Origin of the sequence: Mesoflavibacter sp. CH_XMU1422-2 (assembly GCF_037029245.1) — a bacterium.
GTDB lineage: Bacteria > Bacteroidota > Bacteroidia > Flavobacteriales > Flavobacteriaceae > Mesoflavibacter > Mesoflavibacter zeaxanthinifaciens.
On the sequence record NZ_JAYMEE010000056.1, the window covers coordinates 267,983 to 287,346 of the forward strand.

The window sequence follows — 19,364 nt, forward strand, 5'->3', positions numbered from 1 at the left end:
AGTATAGACCTTTTAAATTAAAGTTTATATGAATAAAATATTTAAATATTATACAATAGCGTTATTATTTGTTTTAACTGTTAGTTTTTCAAACTTTCAGAACAATGATATTAAAGGAATCGTTAAATATAAGGCTCTTATTAATACCAAATATGTTGATAGTTTTATTAAAGACTTAGAAAAAAAAGAAGATTTGCCTATGCATATCAAACAAGGTGTTGTAGATATGTATAGAAATGCTCAACCTGATGAATTTAATCTTTTTTTTAAAGATGGTAAATCTTATTATTCTTTAATACCAAAACTTGATACAGATGAAGGGTATAATATAGGTAGTAAAGCGAATAAAAACTCTTATTTTACAAGTACTACAGATATAATTGAAGAAAGCTCATATTTTGGTAATATTAAACATAACCCTTTAGATTGGGAAATAACCAATAATACAAAAAAGATAGGTAAATATAATTGTAACCAAGCTATTGCTACAGAAAAGCTCTTTAGCAGAAAAGGTTTTTATTATAATAGGCAGATTGTTGCTTGGTTTACTCCAGACATACCTTTAAGTTTTGGTCCAAGTAATTACAGTGGTTTACCAGGTTTAATTTTAGAGATAGAATGTAACATGTTTTCAATTAGAGCTATGAATATTGATTTAAGTTCTTCTAAAAATATTGTTATAAATAAACCTTCGGGCAAAATAATTACTGAAGAGCAATCTCATAAATTAATAAAAGGTTATATGAAAGACAGTAATCAAGAGGATTAATTTAGAACTTCATTAACTTACACTTTTTATGTTAAAAACCCCAAAATTATTATTGGTTTTTATATTGTTTTCTTTTTTTGGTTACTCTCAAAATTATAGATTAGAAGGCGTTGTAAAAGACAGTCTTAATAATCCTTTAGAGAATGCTAATTTAATTGCTAAACCAACAGATAAATCTCAAAAAATTAAATTTTCTATTACAGATTTTAAAGGTAATTATAGGTTAGAACTGAAGCCAATACCTTACGAAATTACTGTAACTTACTTAGGTTATAATCCGTACAAATTTTCTGTTAACCAAAAAAAAATACGATTAAAAATTTAACACTTTCAAGTCAAAGTAATTTATTAGAAGAGGTTATTATAGATCTTCCTGTATCTATAAAAAATGATACAATTACTTATCGGATTGATAAGTTTACATCAGGAGACGAAAGGAAATTAAAAAACGTCTTAAAAAAATTACTTGGTATAGAAGTAGAACAAGATGGAAGTGTTCTTTTTCAAGGTAAAAAGATTACAACCTTATTGGTGGACAATAAAAAGTTTTTTGGAGGAGGAACAAAATTAGGTGTAGATAATATACCTGCAAATGTTATTGACAATATTGAAGTTATAGAAAATTATAGCGAAATAGCTTTTATGAAAAATTTAGTAGATAGCGGCGAGACTGCTATGAATATTAACCTAAAAGAAGATAAAAAAAACTTTGTTTTTGGAGATGTAGAAGCAGGAAAAGGTAATAGAAATTTTTACAGAACTCACGCAAACCTGTTTTACTACGGAAAAAAAACAACATTTAATCTAATAGGTAATCTAAATAATACTTCAGATCAAGTACTTACCTATAAACAATATTTCGATTTTCAAGGAAATGTAAGCCAGATTTTTAATAAAGGAAAAACAGTTATCAATAATTCATTAAATGATTTTATGCAGTTTATTGAAAAAGAAGATGTAATTAAAAGCAATCGTAAATTTGGAGCTTTAAATATTAATCAAGAGATAAATAACAAAATGAATATTTCTAGTTATGGTATTTTTTCAAAGACTAAAGACAACGCATTAAATGAAACAATTAACCAATACAATAATTTTACAGAGAACAGTAATTATGAGTCAATTAATCATAATGATTTTTACGTTGGTAATATCCAATTGAGTTATTTTCCTAATCTTAAAAATAAAGTATACTTAAAAACCCAAATAAAAAGTACATCTAATAATTATTCAGAAGATAATAAGTCTATAACTCCAACTACAAATAGTTCTTTTTTTAACCAAAAAACAGCAAATGCTACTTACTTTTTTCAAACATTAGAATGGTACAAAAAGTCATCAAATAAAAACACTTATACTTTTATGTCTAATTTATTATTAGATAATAGTGCAATAAATAAACAGTGGTTAACACCAGACAATACACTAGTAGGTTTTATCCCTATATCAGAACAAGAAAATTATAATTTAAAACAATTTAAAAGAACAAAAAATTTAAACTTTGAAAACAACTTTAATTATTATAAAGTCATAAACAAAAACAATCATTTAAAGACGATACTTGGTAATACATATATAAGAAATAAATTTATATCACAAGATGTCCAAGTCTTAGACAACAATTTAATAAATAATATAAACGGCTTTAATAATAATTTGATTTTTAAATTAAATGATTTTTTTATCGGTCAATATTATAAATTTAGAACAGGAAAATTCACCTTTAATCAAGGTGCTATGTGGCACTTTTATAATTGGGAAGTAGACCAAGAGTCAATATTGTCCAAACATAAAAATATTATCCTTCCTGAAGTATCTATTTTATTAGAGTTCAATAAATCAAAGAAAATTAAACTTAATTATAACTTAAAATCTTCCTTTTCTGATGCTGTTAATTATACCAATAAAAATATGTTAACTTCCTATAATTCTGCATATTTTGGTAATCAAAATTTGGAGAATGAACTGTATCATACTTTATCTATAAATTATAGTAGATTTTCTCTATTTAAGGGATTAAGATTTTACTTGATGGGTAACTATATAAAACAAGTAAAAGGGTTTATAAATAAAATACAATACCAAAATATTAACCAAAATGTTTCAATTCTCATGTTGGATAACCCTCAAAATCGATGGTGGTTTAAGGGAAACATTAGGAAAAAAATTGGGAATTTTAAATACGGTTTCGAGTTGCATTACAATACGTCTAGTTATAAACAAAATGTAAATGATAATTTACAAAATAACAAGAATAATATGTTTACTTATAAAACGTCAATAAGTACTTTATATGATGAGTTTCCTTCTGTAGATCTAGAGTTTAAGCAAGTTTTTGGTGAATATTTATTAAATGATATTTCTTCTAAATTTAGAGCAGATCAATTTATAGCAAATTTAGATTATTCTTTTTTTAAAGGTCTCAATGTTAAAATAGACTTTAGCTTAAATTATTATTCCAATAAATCATTTAATCAAAAAAACACATATAACATTACTAACTCAACCTTATTTTATAGAAAAGAGAATAGCCCATGGAGTTTTAAGTTAGAAAGTAATAATATATTTGATATTAAGTTTAAAAATCAATATAGTTTTTCTAACTATGTTATTTCAGATTCCAAAACTTATATTTTTCCTAGAGTTTTTTTGTTTTCGATAGGGTATAATCTATAAAAAAGCCATTACTAAGTTGTAATGGCTTTTTATATTTATGTTTTATTGCGTTTACAATAAAAGACTATCCTACGCTTACGCGTTTAAATCCTGTGATTTCAACATCACCAAAAGACTTAACGTATTCTGCAACAGTCATTTTTTCGTCTTTGATAAACTTTTGATCTAATAAGCATTGTTCTTGATCTAAAGTTGTGTTATCAGAGATAAAACGCTCCATTTTACCTGGTAAGATTTTGTCCCAGATTTGTTCTGGCTTACCTTCAGCTTTTAATTGTGCTTTAGCGTCTTCTTCAGCTTGAGCTAAAACTTCTGGAGTTAATTGAGACATTGAAATGTATTGTGGTACATTTTTTAATGTTTTTCCTAAACGTTCTAACTCTTCGTTTTCTTTTTCAATTGCAGCAATTCTTGCTTCAGTTTCACTAGCTACGTATGCTGGATCAAAATCTTTGTAAGATAAGATTGATGCACCCATAGATGCAATTTGCATAGCAACGTCTTTTGCTAAAGTTTCTACGTTATCTACAGCAGCAGAAAAACCAACGATAGCAGCAATTTTGTTAATATGTACGTAAGAACCAACGTAAGGTGCGTTTACTTTTTCAAAAGCATTGATGTCTAATTTTTCACCAATAACACCAGTTTGTTCTACTAATTTTTCTGATACTGAAATACCATTAAAGTCAGAAGCTAAAAATTCTTCTTTGTTATCAAAGTTGATAGCATTATCTGCCATTTCGTTAGCTAAAGCAACAAAAGATTCGTTTTTACCAACAAAGTCAGTTTCGCAACCTAATACAATAGCAACACCAGTTGTGTTATCATCGTTTACTTTAGCGATAGCAGCACCTTCAGAAGAGTCACGATCTGCTCTTTTTTCAGCAACTTTTTGACCTTTTTTACGTAAAACGTCAATTGCTTGATCAAAGTCTCCGCCAGCTTCTACTAATGCTTTTTTACAGTCCATCATACCTGCACCAGTAGCTTTTCTTAGCTTGTTTACTTCTGCTGCAGAAATTTTTACTTCACTCATAATAAGTTATAATTTAAAAAAAAGTCGTTCAATTAATTTTCAGTAAAGAAAAGAACTAAACGACTTATTCATGTTTGAAAATTGTTAATTTATTCTTCTTCCTCTTTTGAAGCTTTTGCTTTTTTAGGAGCCGATTTTTTGTCTGCTTTTGCAGCGTCTTTCTCAGCTTTTTCTGCTTTACGCTCGTTAAGACCAGCTGTAATAGCTTCTGTAACGTGCGTTAAGATTTTATCAATAGATTTAGAAGCATCATCGTTTGCTGGTATTACGTAGTCTACCTCACGTGGATCAGAGTTAGTATCTACCATAGCAAAGATAGGAATGTTTAATTTTTGTGCTTCTTTAATTGCAATGTGCTCACGCTTAATATCTACAACAAATAAAGCTCCTGGTAAACGTGTCATATCAACGATAGATCCTAAGTTTTTCTCTAACTTAGCTCTTAAACGGTCAACTTGTAAACGTTCTTTTTTAGATAACGTATTAAATGTTCCGTCTTTCTTCATTCTATCAATAGTAGCCATTTTTTTAATCGCTTTTCTAATAGTAACAAAGTTTGTTAACATTCCACCAGGCCATCTCTCAGTAATGTAAGGCATGTTAATACTTGCCGCTTTTTCTGATACGATGTCTTTAGCTTGTTTTTTTGTAGCAACAAATAAAATTTTACGACCAGATGCTGCGATTTTTGCTAACGCTGCACCAGCTTCGTCTATTTTAGCTGCTGTTTTGTATAAGTTTATGATATGGATGCCATTACGCTCCATGTATACGTAAGGAGCCATGTTTGGGTCCCACTTACGTGTAAGGTGTCCAAAGTGTACACCTGCTTCAAGTAATTCTTTTACTTCTACTGCCATTTTGTAATAGTTTACGTTCTGTTGAATTAGCAATAATTAAGTGGTCATTAAAATAAATTCGCCTTAATTATTTAGATGCTAAACTATACTTGCCTTTTAGGCTAAGTACAACAATAACTAGTTTAATTTTTTGTTTTGTGCTAAAAATTTTAGCAATAATATTAACGTTTAGAGAACTGGAATTTCTTACGAGCTTTCTTCTGACCGAATTTTTTACGCTCTACCATTCTTGGGTCTCTTGTTAATAATCCTTCAGGTTTAAGAATACCTCTGTTTTCAGCATCTAATTCGCACATTGCACGAGAGATTGCTAAACGTACAGCTTCTGCTTGTCCTGTAATACCACCTCCAAATACATTTACTCTAATATCAAAGTCACCTTCGTTTTCTGTTAACATTAAAGGTTGTTTTACTTTGTACTGTAATGTACCTGTAGTGAAGTAGTCATTTAAATCTTTTTTGTTAATCGTGATGTTTCCTTCTCCTTTAGATAAGTATACACGAGCAACTGCGGTCTTACGACGACCAATTTTGTGAATTACTTCCATTACTTGAATTCGTTTAAGTTAATTGTTTTTGGTTTTTGAGCTTCGTGAGCGTGCTCTGTACCAACCACAACAGTTAAATTACGGAATAAGTCTGCTCCTAATTTGTTTTTAGGTAACATCCCTTTTACTGATTTCTCTACTAATCTTGCTGGATCTTTTCCAAACATTTCAGTAGCAGTTAAACTTCTTTGACCACCTGGGTAACCTGTGTGACGTAAGTAAGTCTTTTCGTTCCACTTGTTTCCTGTTAAGTTGATTTTTTCTGCGTTAACAACAATTACATTGTCTCCACAATCAACATGTGGTGTAAAGCTAGGCTTGTGTTTTCCTCTTAAAAGTTTTGCAACTTTAGAAGCTAAACGACCTAATGTCTGACCTTCAGCATCTACTAAAACCCACTGCTTATCTACAGTAGCTTTGTTTGCTGAAATCGTTTTGTAGCTTAATGTGTCCACGTTATTAATTATTTTTTATTAAACATTCCTCTCTCAAAAAGAGTTTGCAAATTTACGATTATATATTTGATTACCAAATAGTGGGCTTACTTTTATTTGATAACTCTGTTGATATCTTTTTTTTAGCTCTTTTTTCAAGTAAAAAAACAACTAACATTTTAATTATAAGAAGTTAAGAATATATTATTTTAGTGTTTTATTTAAGTTGAAAGGATAGCTTTATTAACACGACTTAATGTATAACATTTAATAGGAAAAGAAAACAATGCTAACTTGGAAAGATATTATAAGTTTTACTGTAAACGGAAATCCAACTCCAGATACACGTGTTGAGAAAACAGATGAGCAATGGAAAGCACAATTAACACAAGATCAATATAGAATTACAAGATTAAAAGGAACTGAAGCGCCACATAGTGGTGCATTATGTAGTGCTTTTGAAGCTGGACAATATAATTGTGTATGTTGTGATTCGCCTTTATTTGATTCTACAATTAAATTTAGCTCAGGTTCAGGTTGGCCTAGTTTTACGCAGCCAATCCAAACTAATGCAGTCAAATATGAAAAAGATTCGTCTTTTGGGATGGTTCGTGTAGAAATTATGTGTAATACTTGCGATGCACATTTAGGACATGTTTTCCCAGATGGTCCAGAACCAAGCGGTTTACGTTATTGTGTAAATTCAGAATCTTTAATTCTTAATAAAGAAGGATAATTTAATGACTACAAAAAAGTTAGAAGTTGCTACTGTTGGTGGCGGATGCTTTTGGTGTACAGAAGCTGTGTTTAATCATGTAAAAGGTGTAGAAGAAGTTGTTTCTGGTTATACTGGTGGTAATGCACCAGGAAAACCAACTTATCGCGAAATTTGTTCTGGGTTAACAGGTCATGCCGAAGTAGTTAAAGTAACTTTTGATGCCAATATTATTAGTTATAAAGAAATTCTTGAAATCTTTATGACAACACACGATCCTACAACTTTAAACAGGCAAGGAGCAGATGTTGGGACGCAATACCGATCTGTGATATACTTTTATAATGATAAACAAAAGGAAATTGCTAATCGTGTTTTAGAAGAGTTAAATCCTTTATATAACAATAAAATAGTAACAGAAGTAAGTCCAATGGGTGTTTTTTATGAAGCCGAAAAAGAGCATCAAGAATTTTATAAAAACAATCCAGATTACGGGTATTGTACCTATGTCATAGATCCAAAACTGAATAAGTTAAGACAATTACACGCAGATAAACTTAATTAGCACAGTTGTTAACTGTCTCATTATGAGTTGTTGTTTTGTTGTGTAAGCAAGTTGAGTCTTATTTAATAATTCCTTTTAAAAAATCATTTATAGTATAATTTTTGATTAATTTTGCAGCGTTATGCAAGAAGAATTAAGACTTTCTAGTTGGTTACCTACCACAAATAAAGAGGTGAAAATTCGCGGATGGGAAGAACTTGACGTTATCCTATTTAGCGGCGATGCCTATGTAGATCATCCAACCTTTGGTCCAGCAGTAATTGGACGTTTGTTAGAAAGTTTTGGACTAAAAGTGGCTATTGTGCCACAACCTAACGTTAACGATAATCTTCAGGATTTTGTTAAGTTAGGTAAACCACGTTTATTCTTTGGTGTTACAGGTGGTTGCATGGATCCTATGATTAGCAACTACAACGCCAATAAAAAGCGACGTGATAAAGATGCCTACACGCCAAATGGCGAAATTGGTTTTAGACCAGATTATGCATCTACGGTTTATAGTAAAATTTTAAAAGAAAAATGGCCAGATACACCAGTTTTAATTGGTGGTATTGAAGGCTCTTTACGTCGTGTGACGCATTACGATTATTGGAGTGACCAATTAATGCCTACTATTTTAGAAACCTCTAAAGCAGATATGTTGGTGTACGGAATGGGCGAACAACCACTTCGTGAAATTGTACGCTTATTAGAACGTGGTGTACCTTTTAATAGCATTAATACCGTAAACCAAACAGCGATTCTTATTAATGATGAAAACGATATCCCAAAAAACAAGAATTGGGAAGATGTTGAAATCGCCTCACACGAAACCTGTTTAAAAGATAAAAAGGCTTACGCATCTAACTTTAAGATTATAGAACAAGAATCAAATAAGTTAGCTGCAAGACGAATTTTTCAAAAAGTAGGTAATAAGATATTGATGATAAATCCGCCGTATCCTACAATGACGGAAGCCGAAATTGATGCCTCTTTCGATTTGCCTTACACGCGTTTACCGCATCCAAAATACAATAAGCGTGGACCAATTCCTGCTTACGAGATGATAAAAACGTCTATAAATATTCATCGTGGATGTTTTGGTGGGTGCAGTTTTTGTACCATTTCGGCACATCAAGGAAAATTTATAGCGAGTCGTAGTAAAGAGTCTATATTAAGAGAAGTTGATAAAGTGGCGAATATGCCAGACTTTAAAGGCTATTTATCTGATATTGGTGGACCAAGCGCGAATATGTATCAAATGAAAGGTAAAGTACAATCCATTTGCGATAAATGTGTTGCGCCAAGTTGTATTTCGCCAGTAATTTGTAGTAATTTAGATACGTCTCATAAACCTTTAACCGAATTATATCAAGCGGTTGATAGTCATCCGAAGGTTAAAAAATCATTTATCGGTTCTGGAATTAGACACGATATGTTGGTGCCAGAATTTAATAAAAACGCCGACCCAAAAGAGTTAGACGATTATACCGAAGAAGTGATGACCAAGCACGTTTCTGGTCGACTAAAAGTAGCGCCAGAACATACAAGTGATCCCGTATTAAAGTTAATGCGAAAACCGTCCTTTAGTTACTTTCATAAGTTTAAAGAACGTTTTGACAAAATCAATATCAAGAATAAACTGAACTTGCAGTTGATTCCGTATTTTATCTCAAATCATCCTGCTTGCGAAGTTGAAGATATGGCTAATCTTGCTGCTGAAACTAAAGATATGGGTTTTCAGCTAGAGCAAGTACAAGGCTTTACGCCAACGCCAATGACGGTTGCAACGGTGATTTATTACAGTGGTTATCATCCGTACACGCTAAAAAAAGTAAATACGCCAAAAACCAGAAAGGAAAAGGATGAACAGCACCGTTTTTTCTTCTGGTATAAAGATGAAAACAAAGCTTGGATTAAAAACACGCTTAATAAATTAGGAAGACAAGATTTACTAGATGTTTTACTGCCTAAAAAAGATGAAAAATGGCGTAAAAATAAACCTGGTAAAACTAAAAATACCTTTAACGATGCTGTACCTTTTAACCAACGAAAAAATAAGGTGAAGTATAAGAAGAAAAAGCGAAAGTAATTTTTCTTCTTTTTACAAGTCCCTTCTTCCATGCTTAGCAGCAATCACACTAATTGCTACAATTTGAAATGCATGAAACATCATAATTGGTAGTAAAATAACGCCTAAAAAAGAAGCGTTTTGAAATAGTATTTTAGAAAATACAGTACCGTGTACTAAAGACTTTTTTGTACCACAAAACTGTGCTGTAATTCGGTCTTCAATAGAAAAATGAAATTGTTTTGAAACAAAACCTACAAAGAAATATACTATCCAAAAGATTAATATAGCAACAGCTAAAACGGCTAGTAATTTTAACGGGCTTAAATTTTCAAAAATGCGATCTAAAAAGGATTTAGAAAAACTTTTGTAGATAATCAACAAAATGACACTTTTATCAAATAGCGTAATTTTTTTGCTTTGTTTTAATGCAAAAGCACCTAAAAATCGTCTTAATAATAAGCCTAAAATAACTGGTGCTAAAATTTCTAATAATAATTTTTGATAAACTTCGATTAAGCTGTAATCTGTTCCTGTAGACGTCATAAAAAGACCAATCCACAACGGTGTAAGGATCACGCCAATTAATCCAGAAATACTCGCGTTAAAAATAGCTGCAGGAATATTTCCTTTGGCAATAGATACCATAACTACAGATGATGATACTGTGGAAGGCAATGCTGCTAAAAACATAAAAGCCAACCAAAGTGCTTTGTTATCTTCAGTAATTAAAGGGTATGCAGTTAATACAATTAAAGGAAAAACAATAAAAGTTGTCGCTTGTATTAATACATGTAATTTCCAGTTTTTTAAACCGATTTTAATTTGCTGCGGACTTAATTTTAATCCGTAGAAGAAGAAAATAAGCGATATACCAATACTGCTTAACGTGTTTAAAACCTGCGCGCTTTCACCTTTACCCAAATCAGGATAAATGTATGCCACTATCACGGTAATTATAATAGCAATGACGAATTTGTCTATTTTCAAAACTCGATAAAGATTTTAAATTTAATGCGCTTCTAACCAGTTATCGCCAAGACCAATTTCAACATCTAATGGTACCGATAATGTAAAGGCATTTTCCATTTCGGTTTTTATCAATTTCGAAATTTCTTCTAATTCAGGTTTGTAAACATCAAATACCAATTCATCATGTACTTGTAATAGCATTTTGGTTTTGTAATCACCAGCTTCTAACTTCTCATAAATGTTAATCATTGCTAGTTTGATGATGTCTGCAGCACTACCTTGAATTGGCGCATTTACCGCATTTCGTTCTGCTGCACCACGAACAACCGCATTTCTAGAATTAATATCTTTTAAATATCTGCGTCTGCCTAAAACCGTTTGCACATAACCATGATCACGCGCAAAATCGACTTGCTTGCTGATGTAGTTTTTCAGTTTTGGATAGGTTTCATAATAGGTGTCGATTAGTTCTTTAGCTTCGCTACGAGATAAGTCAGTTTGGTTGCTTAAACCGAATGCTGACACACCATAAATAATTCCGAAATTTACCGTTTTTGCGTTGCTACGTTGCTCTCTAGTCACGTCTTCAATAGCAACATTAAATACTTTGGAAGCAGTTGATGCGTGAATGTCTTCGCCATGTTTAAAAGCTTCAATCATGGTTTCTTCTTCGCTTAACGCTGCGATGATACGTAATTCAATCTGAGAATAATCGGCAGCTAATAACGTGTAGTCTTCGTTACGAGGTACAAATGCTTTTCGTACTTGTCGACCTCGTTCTGTACGAATGGGAATGTTCTGTAAATTAGGGTTATTACTACTTAAACGACCAGTTGCAGCAACAGTTTGCATATAGTCTGTGTGTACGCGTCCTGTAGCTTCTTCAACTTGAAGTGGTAAGGCATCTACATAGGTGCTTTTTAGTTTGGATAAACCTCTAAATTCTAAAATGTTTCTGATGATTTCATGGTCTTTTGCTAAGTAGCTTAACACATCTTCTGCGGTAGAATATTGCCCAGTTTTGGTCTTTTTTGGCTTGTCTACCAATTTCATTTTTTCAAATAAAATAATACCTAATTGCTTTGGTGATGCAATGTTGAATTCTTCGCCAGCAGCTTCATAAATGCTTTTTTCTAAGTTGGCAATGTCTGTATTTAATTGCTCTGATAAGCTGTTTAAAAAGTCTTTGTCAAGGTTAATACCTTCTAATTCCATTGCAGCTAACACGCGTAGTAACGGAATTTCAATCTCATCAAACAATTTTTGTGTGTTGGCTTCGCCTAATTCTTTTTCAAAATGTTCTTTAAGTTGAAGTGTAATATCGGCATCTTCTACAGCATATTCCGTTTGTTTATCTAAAGGCACATCGCGCATAGATAACTGATTCTTCCCTTTTTTACCAATCAAGGTTTCAATGGAAATAGGCGAGTAGTTTAAATACGTTTCTGATAGTACATCCATGTTGTGGCGCATGTCTGGATTAATCAAATAGTGCGCTAACATCGTGTCGAATAAAGGTCCTTTAACTTCAATATTGTATTTGGCTAAAACCTTGATATCGTATTTTAAATTCTGACCAATTTTCTGAATGTTTTCAGCTTCAAAAAACGGACGTAATTCTTCAATTAATTCTTGTGCTTCATATTTGTTTTCAGGAAACGGTAAGTAAAATCCTTTACCAGTTTCCCAAGAAAATGCAATGCCAACCAATTCTGCAGTTAACGGATTTAAGCCTGTAGTTTCGGTATCAAAACATACCGATGTTTGGTTAAGCAGGTTTTTTACAAACAGTTTAGTTGCCATTCCGCTAGCAACACTTTGATAAAAGTGACTTGTGTTTTCGGCTGTATTTCTTGTAAAAGATGTGTTTGTTTCAGAATTTGAACTATCATCGCCACCACCAAATAAAGAGAATTGTCCTGCGCCAGCATTTTGATTATTATTGCTTTGACTTCGACTACGCTCAGTCACCGCTTGGTTATTTTGTTGGCTGAGCGAAGTCGAAGCCGTTTCTTCTCCAGTAGTAAACGTTTTAATGAAATTGTCTGTAAGACGTCTAAACTCTAACTCTTGAAAAATTTCTTTTACTTTTTCAATATCAGGATGATCTAATTCGAAATCTTTCGCGTTGAATTCCACAGGAACATCAAGCATGATTCGCGCCAATTCTTTTGAAAGTCTACCTAATTCGGCATTAGCTTCAACCTTTTCTTTCATTTTACCTTTTAGCTGGTCTGTGTTGGCTAAAAGTCCTTCCATACTACCAAATTGCTTGATGAATTTTTTAGCAGTTTTCTCGCCAACGCCAGGTAAACCAGGAATGTTATCACTAGAGTCGCCCATCATTCCTAAAAAGTCAATGACTTGTTCTGGTCTTTCGACTTCAAATTTTTTCTGTACTTCAGGAATTCCCCAAGTTTCATATCCGCCACCAAACGATTTTGGGCGATACATAAAAATGTTTTCGGTCACTAATTGTGCAAAATCTTTATCTGGCGTGACCATATAGGTTTTGTAACCTTCTTTTTCCGCTTGACGGGAAAGTGTCCCGATAACATCATCTGCCTCAAAACCTTCCTTTACCATAATTGGAATATGCATAGCTTCCAAAATGTTGCAAATGTGAGGAATTGCAGTGCGAATGCCTTCTGGTGTCTCGTCGCGGTTGGCTTTATAGTCTTCGTACATTTCTACACGATCTACACTTCCGCCTTTATCAAAACATACCGCTAAATGGTCTGGTCTTTCGCGTTTAATAACATCTAAAAGCGAGTTCATAAAGCCCATAATGGCTGAGGTGTCTTCACCTTTAGAGTTAATTCTTGGGTTTTTTATAAAAGCATAATACCCACGAAAAATAAGCGCGTAAGCATCGACTAAAAAGAGGCGTTTTTGTTCTGACATATTTTGAATTTTAATCTTATAAAAAGTTCTTGACTGCGCTCGAACAGACAAGAACATCAAAATTACGAAACTTAACTCAGCTTTACTTAGATTTTTTAAAACCTTATTAGCAATAATTTAATTTTTGACTAATGTAATTAATGTTAATCTTCCCTTAAATTAAAGTAGATATGATTTTTAAGACTGTAATTTTGTTAAAATTATAGATATGTTACGCTGGATTATAATAATAGTTTTATACGGAATTTTTAATTTTTATGCTTTTCAATCGGTAAAAACTCTAACAAGTAAAAAATGGATTTATTTCTTGTTTTTTGCCCTTACAATAATGGTATTAGTAAACTTAGTTTACCAATTTATAATACCTACTCAAGGTCGTGTACTTACGCCAGCTAAGAGTTATGCTTTAGGTTTTTTTCTAACTGTTATTGCCTTAAAAGTAGTACTGATTTCTTTTTTATTTACAGAAGATGTAATCCGTATTTTATACGGAGCATATCAAAAAGTGTTTGGAGATAAAGAAACCTTTTATTTGCCTTCTAGAAGGAAATTTATAAGCCAAATAGCTTTAGGTATTGCAGCAATACCATTTGCATCCATGCTTTATGGAATTTATAAAGGAAGATATAATTACAAAGTGTTAACTTATACTTTAGAATATCCAGATTTACCAGAAGCTTTTGATGGTTATCAAATCACACAAATTAGTGATGTACATTCTGGAAGCTTTGATAATAAAGAAAAAATAGAATACGCAATAGATTTAATTAATAAACAGCAATCTGATGTAATATTATTTACTGGAGACTTGGTTAATAATGAGGCTTCTGAGATGGAACAATGGAAAGGTACTTTTTCAAAATTATCAGCAAAAGATGGTGTGTTTTCAGTTTTAGGAAATCATGATTATGGAGATTATATGAACTGGCCAAACGAAACTGCTAAGCAAGAAAACTTAGAGTATCTTTTTGAAATTCAAAAAGAAATGGGTTTTGATTTGTTGAAAAATGAAAATAGATTTTTAGAACGAAATGGAGAAAGAATAGCTTTGATAGGTGTTGAAAATTGGGGAGCAGGTTTTAAGCAAGTTGGAGATTTAGATAAAGCTTCTGAAGGCGTAAATCAAGGTGATTTTAAAATTTTAATGTCTCATGACCCAACACACTGGGAAAAAGTTGCTGTCAACCATCCCTTACACTATCATTTAACGTTAAGTGGTCATACACATGGTATGCAGTTTGGAATAGAAATACCAGGTTGGATAAAATGGAGCCCAGCAAAATGGCGTTATAAATATTGGGCTGGTTTATATGAACAAAACAAACAAATAATAAACGTAAATAGAGGATTTGGTTACTTGGCTTTTCCTGGTCGAGTAGGTATTTGGCCAGAAATAACGGTTATTAAGCTTAAAAAAGGACTTCAAGAGGCTTAAATTAAACTAAATGTTTTATTTTTAAAGATACGTTAATACAAAAGCTTTAATCAAATGTCAAAATTTGGAGAATTAATTGATGTAGAAATTCCTGTGCTTTTAGATTTTTTTACAGAATGGGATGAAACATCTAAAAACATGCATGCGGTCTTAAGGGATGTTGCAGCTGCATTGGGAGATAAAGCAAGAGTCATTAAGATAGATCTGGATAAAAATAAAGAGCTGTCTGAGGCTTTACGAGTTAAAGGTTTGCCAACCTTAATTATTTATAAAAATGGAGAGATGAAATGGAGGCAAACAGGACAGCTTGATGCAAACTCTATAATTAATGTTGTAGAACAGTTTATTTAAAGACTTTTGAAACTGTAGCCTCTATCAGAGTAATAAGATAGTACTTTTGGTAACGTGTATTGTAAATTTTTTTTAGCCTTAATACTATCGTGAAACACGATTATATTACCATCTTTAGTATGTTTTAAAACATTGTTTAAGCAATCCTTACCGCTTAAATTTATATTCCAGTCATAACTAATTACAGACCACATTACAATTTGGTAGCCTTTTTTAATTAGTTGTCTAGCTTGCTTATTTTTAATCTTTCCGTATGGCGGTCTAAATAATTTTTTAGTTGAAAAATATTCTAAACCTAACTCTTTTTCTAAAGTGTTTTGAGCTTTTTCTGTGTTGTTGACATAAGAGTTGGTTTTATTACTCCAACCGTTTATATGATTAAAAGTATGATTGCCTATACTGTGACCATCTAGATTTATTTTATGAAGTATATCTGGGTATTTTTTTACATTGTCTCCTATACAAAAGAAAGTTGCTTTTGCATTAAATTGTTTTAATGTGTTTAATGTCCATTCTGTAATTTCAGGAGTTGGACCATCATCAAAGGTTAGGTATAATGTTTTATTAGAAAACGTCTTTTTCCATATGTATTTAGGAAAAAGACGTTTAATTATTATTGGAATTTTTACAGGAAAAGCTAACATTTATTCAGCTTTTAAAACAGTATCAAATTCTTTTAAGAACTCTTCTTCAGACATTGGTTTTGCTGTAGGTTCTTCTTCGTAAAAGTGCTTAAATAAATCAAGGTAGTTATTAAAAGCTTTTGTTTCTTGCTCTGCAAACTCTTTGTCGTAACTTCTAAGAACATCTACTAAAGCCTTATAACGTTCGATGTTAGTTAGGATTTCTGTAAAGTTATACTCTTGGTTTTCTATCGTTAAATTACCATAGTATCTTAAATATTCTTGGTATTTTGTTGCAACCTCTTTAAATAATTGTCTTGCTTTTTCTTTATTATTTACCTCATAATATGTGCTAATGTATGGTTCTAAAAGCGTGTAGAATCCGTATTTATCAACAGGCATATTTTCCATAGCAATATCTGCAATTTCTTCTGCTTTGTCTAGTTTGTTTTCGTTTAATAAAGCTTCTATTAAACGAGCTAAGTTACCGCGATAAGCAATCGAGTTTTTTCGTGTTTCTGGGTCATGATAGATGTCTCCGCCACTATTTCCCCAATCCCAATTTACAACTTTATTGTACATAAAATCTGTGTCAATGCGTCCCATGTCGTATGGGTTTGCTCTAGATACAGGAGTTTTTATTGGTACTAATTTGTAAACCATTCCGTTTAATTGCAGGTAACCTTTAAGCCAAATGTAATCATCATCTCCAAATGCGCCACCTGTAAAGTAGATTGGACGTTGCCAATTGTTGTTTGCTACAATATCTAACATTAGTAATCTGTTTTTATATATAGCACTATCGTCTATTGTTATGTAAAGATTATCTTCTATTAAGGCACTATCTTTAGCTTTAACAATTCCGTTTTTAATTACTTCTTTTTTGTCTACGGGAATACGGACATGTTCTGCAGGGAAATAATTTGAGTTAATTAATTGACTTGGATAAGAAGATACATCATCTCCTTCTTGCTGCATTATGTGTTTTAACTTAGTTTTTGGATTGTCACTTGTTATAAAGGTCATAAACTCCTTTATAGCTAATGTATCTTTAGTACGTAAGCGCTTCATTATATAGTCTCTTGTCCCATGTTTGTATTTGTCATGTGTAAGAGCAGATGGTATTGGCTCGCTTTCATAAGCTTGACGTTTCATTTGATCAATGTACCAATCTGTTTGGAATAAACTTGTATTGACAACACGCACATCGGTACGATATTTTTCAATTTCTTGAGCATACCAAAGCGCAAAGGTGTCGTTATCACCAATTGAGAATAAAATACCATTTTCATCACAAGAATCTAGGTATTTTTTAGCCATAGCTAAAGCTGTGTACTTGTCAGAACGATCATGATCATCCCAATTTTGAGTAGCCATAATTAATGGGACTAAGGCTAAACAAAGCACAGTTATAATTGGAGCTAAGATTTTACCAGAAAGATATTTTTTTAGCATATCAAAGATGGCATATACCCCAAACCCAATCCAAATAGCAAAGACGTAAAAGCTACCAACTACAGAATAGTCTCTTTCTCTAGGTTCAAAAGGTCTTACGTTTGTGTAGACTTGAATAGCAATTCCTGTAAACAAGAAAAATACTAGCATAACCCAAAATAATTTTTTGTCTTTATTAAAAAGAAAAAATAGTCCAATTAATCCTAATATAAAAGGAAGGAAATAATACGTGTTTCTTGCTTTATTATTTTTTACATCACTAGGTAGATTGTCTTGAGATTGACCTAAATGAAGTTCGTCAATAAATTGAATGCCACTAATCCAATTACCGTGTTGGTCTAGTTTACCTTGTATATCATCTTGTCTGCCAACAAAATTCCACATAAAGTAACGCCAATACATATAACCTAATTGGTATTCGAACATGAAAGCAAGGTTATCTCCAAAAGAAGGTTTCTCTACATCTAAAAATTGACCAAATTGCTTTAAAAAATTATGGTAATCTTCATAATCAATTCTCCCTTTAACAACATCATTTTTAAAATCTAAAATGGATTGTTCTAAACGTGGTTCTCCTTGGTAAGCAGGTTTTATTCTAAAATCTAAAAAACCAGTAAAAAGCATATAGTTTTCTGCGTTTTCTGCGCTCCACATACGAGGTAATACCGCAGCGTGTTTAGAGTTGTAGTTTTGCTTAGCGTTTTTGTAATCGTTAACTATAATGTATTTGCCTGTAGTTTCATCTTTTTCATATTTAGGCTTGTCGTCAACATATGGTTCATTTTCATCTAAACCAGAATATTGGTCAGTAAATAAAGGTCCGTAAAAAAGATGTGTTTCTGGATATTGTTCTAAGTTATAATAGGCTAAAAGTTCTCTAGCGCTTGAAGGGTTGTTTTCGTTAATTACTACATTGGCATTAGCTCTAATAGGTAGCATTAACCACGATGATGAACCTATTAAAATGAATAACAAGCAAAGAATACCAGTATTAAAGTCATAAAGTTTTTTAGCTCTAGTATATTTTAATCCATAATAAAAAGCCGCTATAAGTAAAATACCAGCAATGATAGAACCTGAATTAAAAGGTAGACCTATTTGATTTACAAAAAACAACTCTAAAGCACTAAAATACCTAAGTACATTAGGAAACATTAATTTGAATATAAAAAGTAGAACGGCTACAGAAGCCACATTAGCTATAATAAAATTCTTAACAGTTATTTTTTTATAATTTTTGAAATAATAAATTAGACCAATAGCAGGTATGGTTAATAATCCCATAAAGTGAATACCAAACGATAAACCTATAACAAATGCAATTAAGATTAGCCATCTATTGCCACGTGGTTTGTGCATGTCTTTTTCCCAACGTAAGCCCAAATAAAACATTATAGACATTATAAGTATAGCCATAGCATATACTTCTGTCTCTACAGCATTAAACCAAAACGAATCTGTAAAAGAAAAGGCTAAAGAGCCAACTAAAGCGCTACCTAAAACAGCTATTTGTTGACCACTTTTAAGAGTTTTGCCTTCTCCTAAAATTTTTTCTAAAATTAAAACAATAGTCCAAAACATGAATAAAATGGTAAAAGCACTAGATACGGCGCTCATCATATTCATTAAAAGTCCAATTTGATCTGGGTTTAAAGCAAAAACAGAAAATACAGCACCAAGCATTTGATATAAAGGTGCTCCTGGTGGATGACCAACTTGTAATTTAGAAGCAGTTAAAATATATTCTCCAGCATCCCAAAAACTAACTGTAGGTTCTACAGTTAAAGAATAAGTGATTAATGCAATTAAAAAAGCGAACCAACCTAAAATTAGATTCCATTTTTTAAAACTTAAGGACATCATATGTTTTGTTTTATTTACGTGGGCGAATTTAGTAATTATTATGTTATAAGTAAGGTTTTTAAGTTAACGTTAAGTTTTTATTGATAATTTCTTTAAAAAATATTTGTA

16 protein-coding genes are annotated in these 19,364 nt (G+C 31.7%); 8 read left to right on the forward strand and 8 right to left on the reverse strand.

Going from position 1 to position 19,364, the window contains the following annotated elements; all coding sequences use genetic code 11:
- The first annotated feature begins 28 nt into the window (after window positions 1-28).
- From WA340_RS07220 to WA340_RS07230, 3 genes are all read left to right on the forward strand, one after another.
- Window positions 29-769, forward strand: coding sequence for a GLPGLI family protein (locus WA340_RS07220; RefSeq protein ID WP_336128174.1), 741 nt, complete (start codon window positions 29-31; stop codon window positions 767-769).
- A gap of 28 nt (window positions 770-797) precedes the next feature.
- Window positions 798-1,094 carry a carboxypeptidase-like regulatory domain-containing protein gene (locus WA340_RS07225; RefSeq protein WP_336128176.1) on the forward strand — a complete coding sequence of 99 codons (297 nt, stop codon included), beginning with the start codon at window positions 798-800 and terminating at the stop codon, window positions 1,092-1,094.
- Between the two features lie 206 nt (window positions 1,095-1,300).
- A complete protein-coding gene (locus tag WA340_RS07230; protein WP_336128178.1) occupies window positions 1,301-3,445 on the forward strand; it encodes a carboxypeptidase-like regulatory domain-containing protein in 2,145 nt (714 codons plus the stop codon).
- Between the two features lie 64 nt (window positions 3,446-3,509).
- Here the strand turns inward: WA340_RS07230 and tsf are convergent, their stop codons facing one another.
- From tsf to rplM, 4 genes are all read right to left on the reverse strand, one after another.
- Window positions 3,510-4,481: a translation elongation factor Ts gene (gene tsf, locus WA340_RS07235; RefSeq protein ID WP_336128180.1), complete on the reverse strand. Its 972-nt coding sequence runs from the start codon at window positions 4,479-4,481 to the stop codon at window positions 3,510-3,512.
- Between the two features lie 89 nt (window positions 4,482-4,570).
- Window positions 4,571-5,341 (reverse strand): 30S ribosomal protein S2, encoded by a 771-nt coding sequence (gene rpsB, locus WA340_RS07240; protein WP_106677418.1) that lies wholly within the window; start codon window positions 5,339-5,341, stop codon window positions 4,571-4,573.
- A 161-nt stretch (window positions 5,342-5,502) separates the two neighbouring features.
- On the reverse strand, window positions 5,503-5,889 hold the full coding sequence (gene rpsI / locus WA340_RS07245; RefSeq protein ID WP_027879478.1) for a 30S ribosomal protein S9: 387 nt from the start codon (window positions 5,887-5,889) through the stop codon (window positions 5,503-5,505).
- The gene (gene rplM / locus WA340_RS07250; RefSeq protein WP_336128184.1) at window positions 5,889-6,344 is read right to left on the reverse strand and encodes a 50S ribosomal protein L13; all 456 of its coding nucleotides are present in this window, start codon (window positions 6,342-6,344) and stop codon (window positions 5,889-5,891) included. The genes rpsI and rplM overlap by 1 nt, the downstream gene beginning before the upstream one ends.
- Before the next feature lie 265 nt (window positions 6,345-6,609).
- Between rplM and msrB the strand changes: the two genes are divergently transcribed.
- The 3 genes from msrB to WA340_RS07265 all read left to right on the forward strand — a co-directional run bounded on the left by msrB (window position 6,610) and on the right by WA340_RS07265 (window position 9,674).
- Window positions 6,610-7,059, forward strand: coding sequence for a peptide-methionine (R)-S-oxide reductase MsrB (gene msrB / locus WA340_RS07255; protein WP_336128186.1), 450 nt, complete (start codon window positions 6,610-6,612; stop codon window positions 7,057-7,059).
- Between the two features lie 4 nt (window positions 7,060-7,063).
- A complete protein-coding gene (gene msrA, locus WA340_RS07260; RefSeq protein ID WP_336128187.1) occupies window positions 7,064-7,603 on the forward strand; it encodes a peptide-methionine (S)-S-oxide reductase MsrA in 540 nt (179 codons plus the stop codon).
- A gap of 121 nt (window positions 7,604-7,724) precedes the next feature.
- The gene (locus WA340_RS07265) at window positions 7,725-9,674 is read left to right on the forward strand and encodes a YgiQ family radical SAM protein (protein WP_336128188.1); all 1,950 of its coding nucleotides are present in this window, start codon (window positions 7,725-7,727) and stop codon (window positions 9,672-9,674) included.
- 12 nt (window positions 9,675-9,686) lie between these two features.
- On the opposite strand, the gene WA340_RS07270 is transcribed toward WA340_RS07265, so the two are convergent.
- Both WA340_RS07270 and polA read right to left on the reverse strand, forming a co-directional pair.
- A complete protein-coding gene (locus WA340_RS07270; RefSeq protein WP_336128190.1) occupies window positions 9,687-10,643 on the reverse strand; it encodes a bile acid:sodium symporter family protein in 957 nt (318 codons plus the stop codon).
- A 21-nt stretch (window positions 10,644-10,664) separates the two neighbouring features.
- Entirely contained in the window at window positions 10,665-13,529 is a 2,865-nt protein-coding gene (gene polA / locus WA340_RS07275; RefSeq protein WP_336128192.1) for a DNA polymerase I, read from the reverse strand.
- 208 nt (window positions 13,530-13,737) lie between these two features.
- On the opposite strand from polA, the gene WA340_RS07280 reads away from it, so the two are divergent.
- Together WA340_RS07280 and WA340_RS07285 are read left to right on the forward strand one after the other, a co-directional pair.
- Entirely contained in the window at window positions 13,738-14,964 is a 1,227-nt protein-coding gene (locus tag WA340_RS07280; protein ID WP_336128194.1) for a metallophosphoesterase, read from the forward strand.
- A 54-nt stretch (window positions 14,965-15,018) separates the two neighbouring features.
- Entirely contained in the window at window positions 15,019-15,315 is a 297-nt protein-coding gene (locus tag WA340_RS07285) for a thioredoxin family protein (protein ID WP_223075974.1), read from the forward strand.
- Here the strand turns inward: WA340_RS07285 and WA340_RS07290 are convergent.
- Window positions 15,312-15,959, reverse strand: a complete 648-nt coding sequence (locus tag WA340_RS07290) for a polysaccharide deacetylase family protein (protein WP_336128198.1) — start codon at window positions 15,957-15,959, stop codon at window positions 15,312-15,314. The genes WA340_RS07285 and WA340_RS07290 overlap by 4 nt on opposite strands.
- Window positions 15,960-19,256 (reverse strand): DUF2723 domain-containing protein, encoded by a 3,297-nt coding sequence (locus WA340_RS07295; protein WP_336128200.1) that lies wholly within the window; start codon window positions 19,254-19,256, stop codon window positions 15,960-15,962.
- Window positions 19,257-19,364 lie beyond the last annotated feature (108 nt).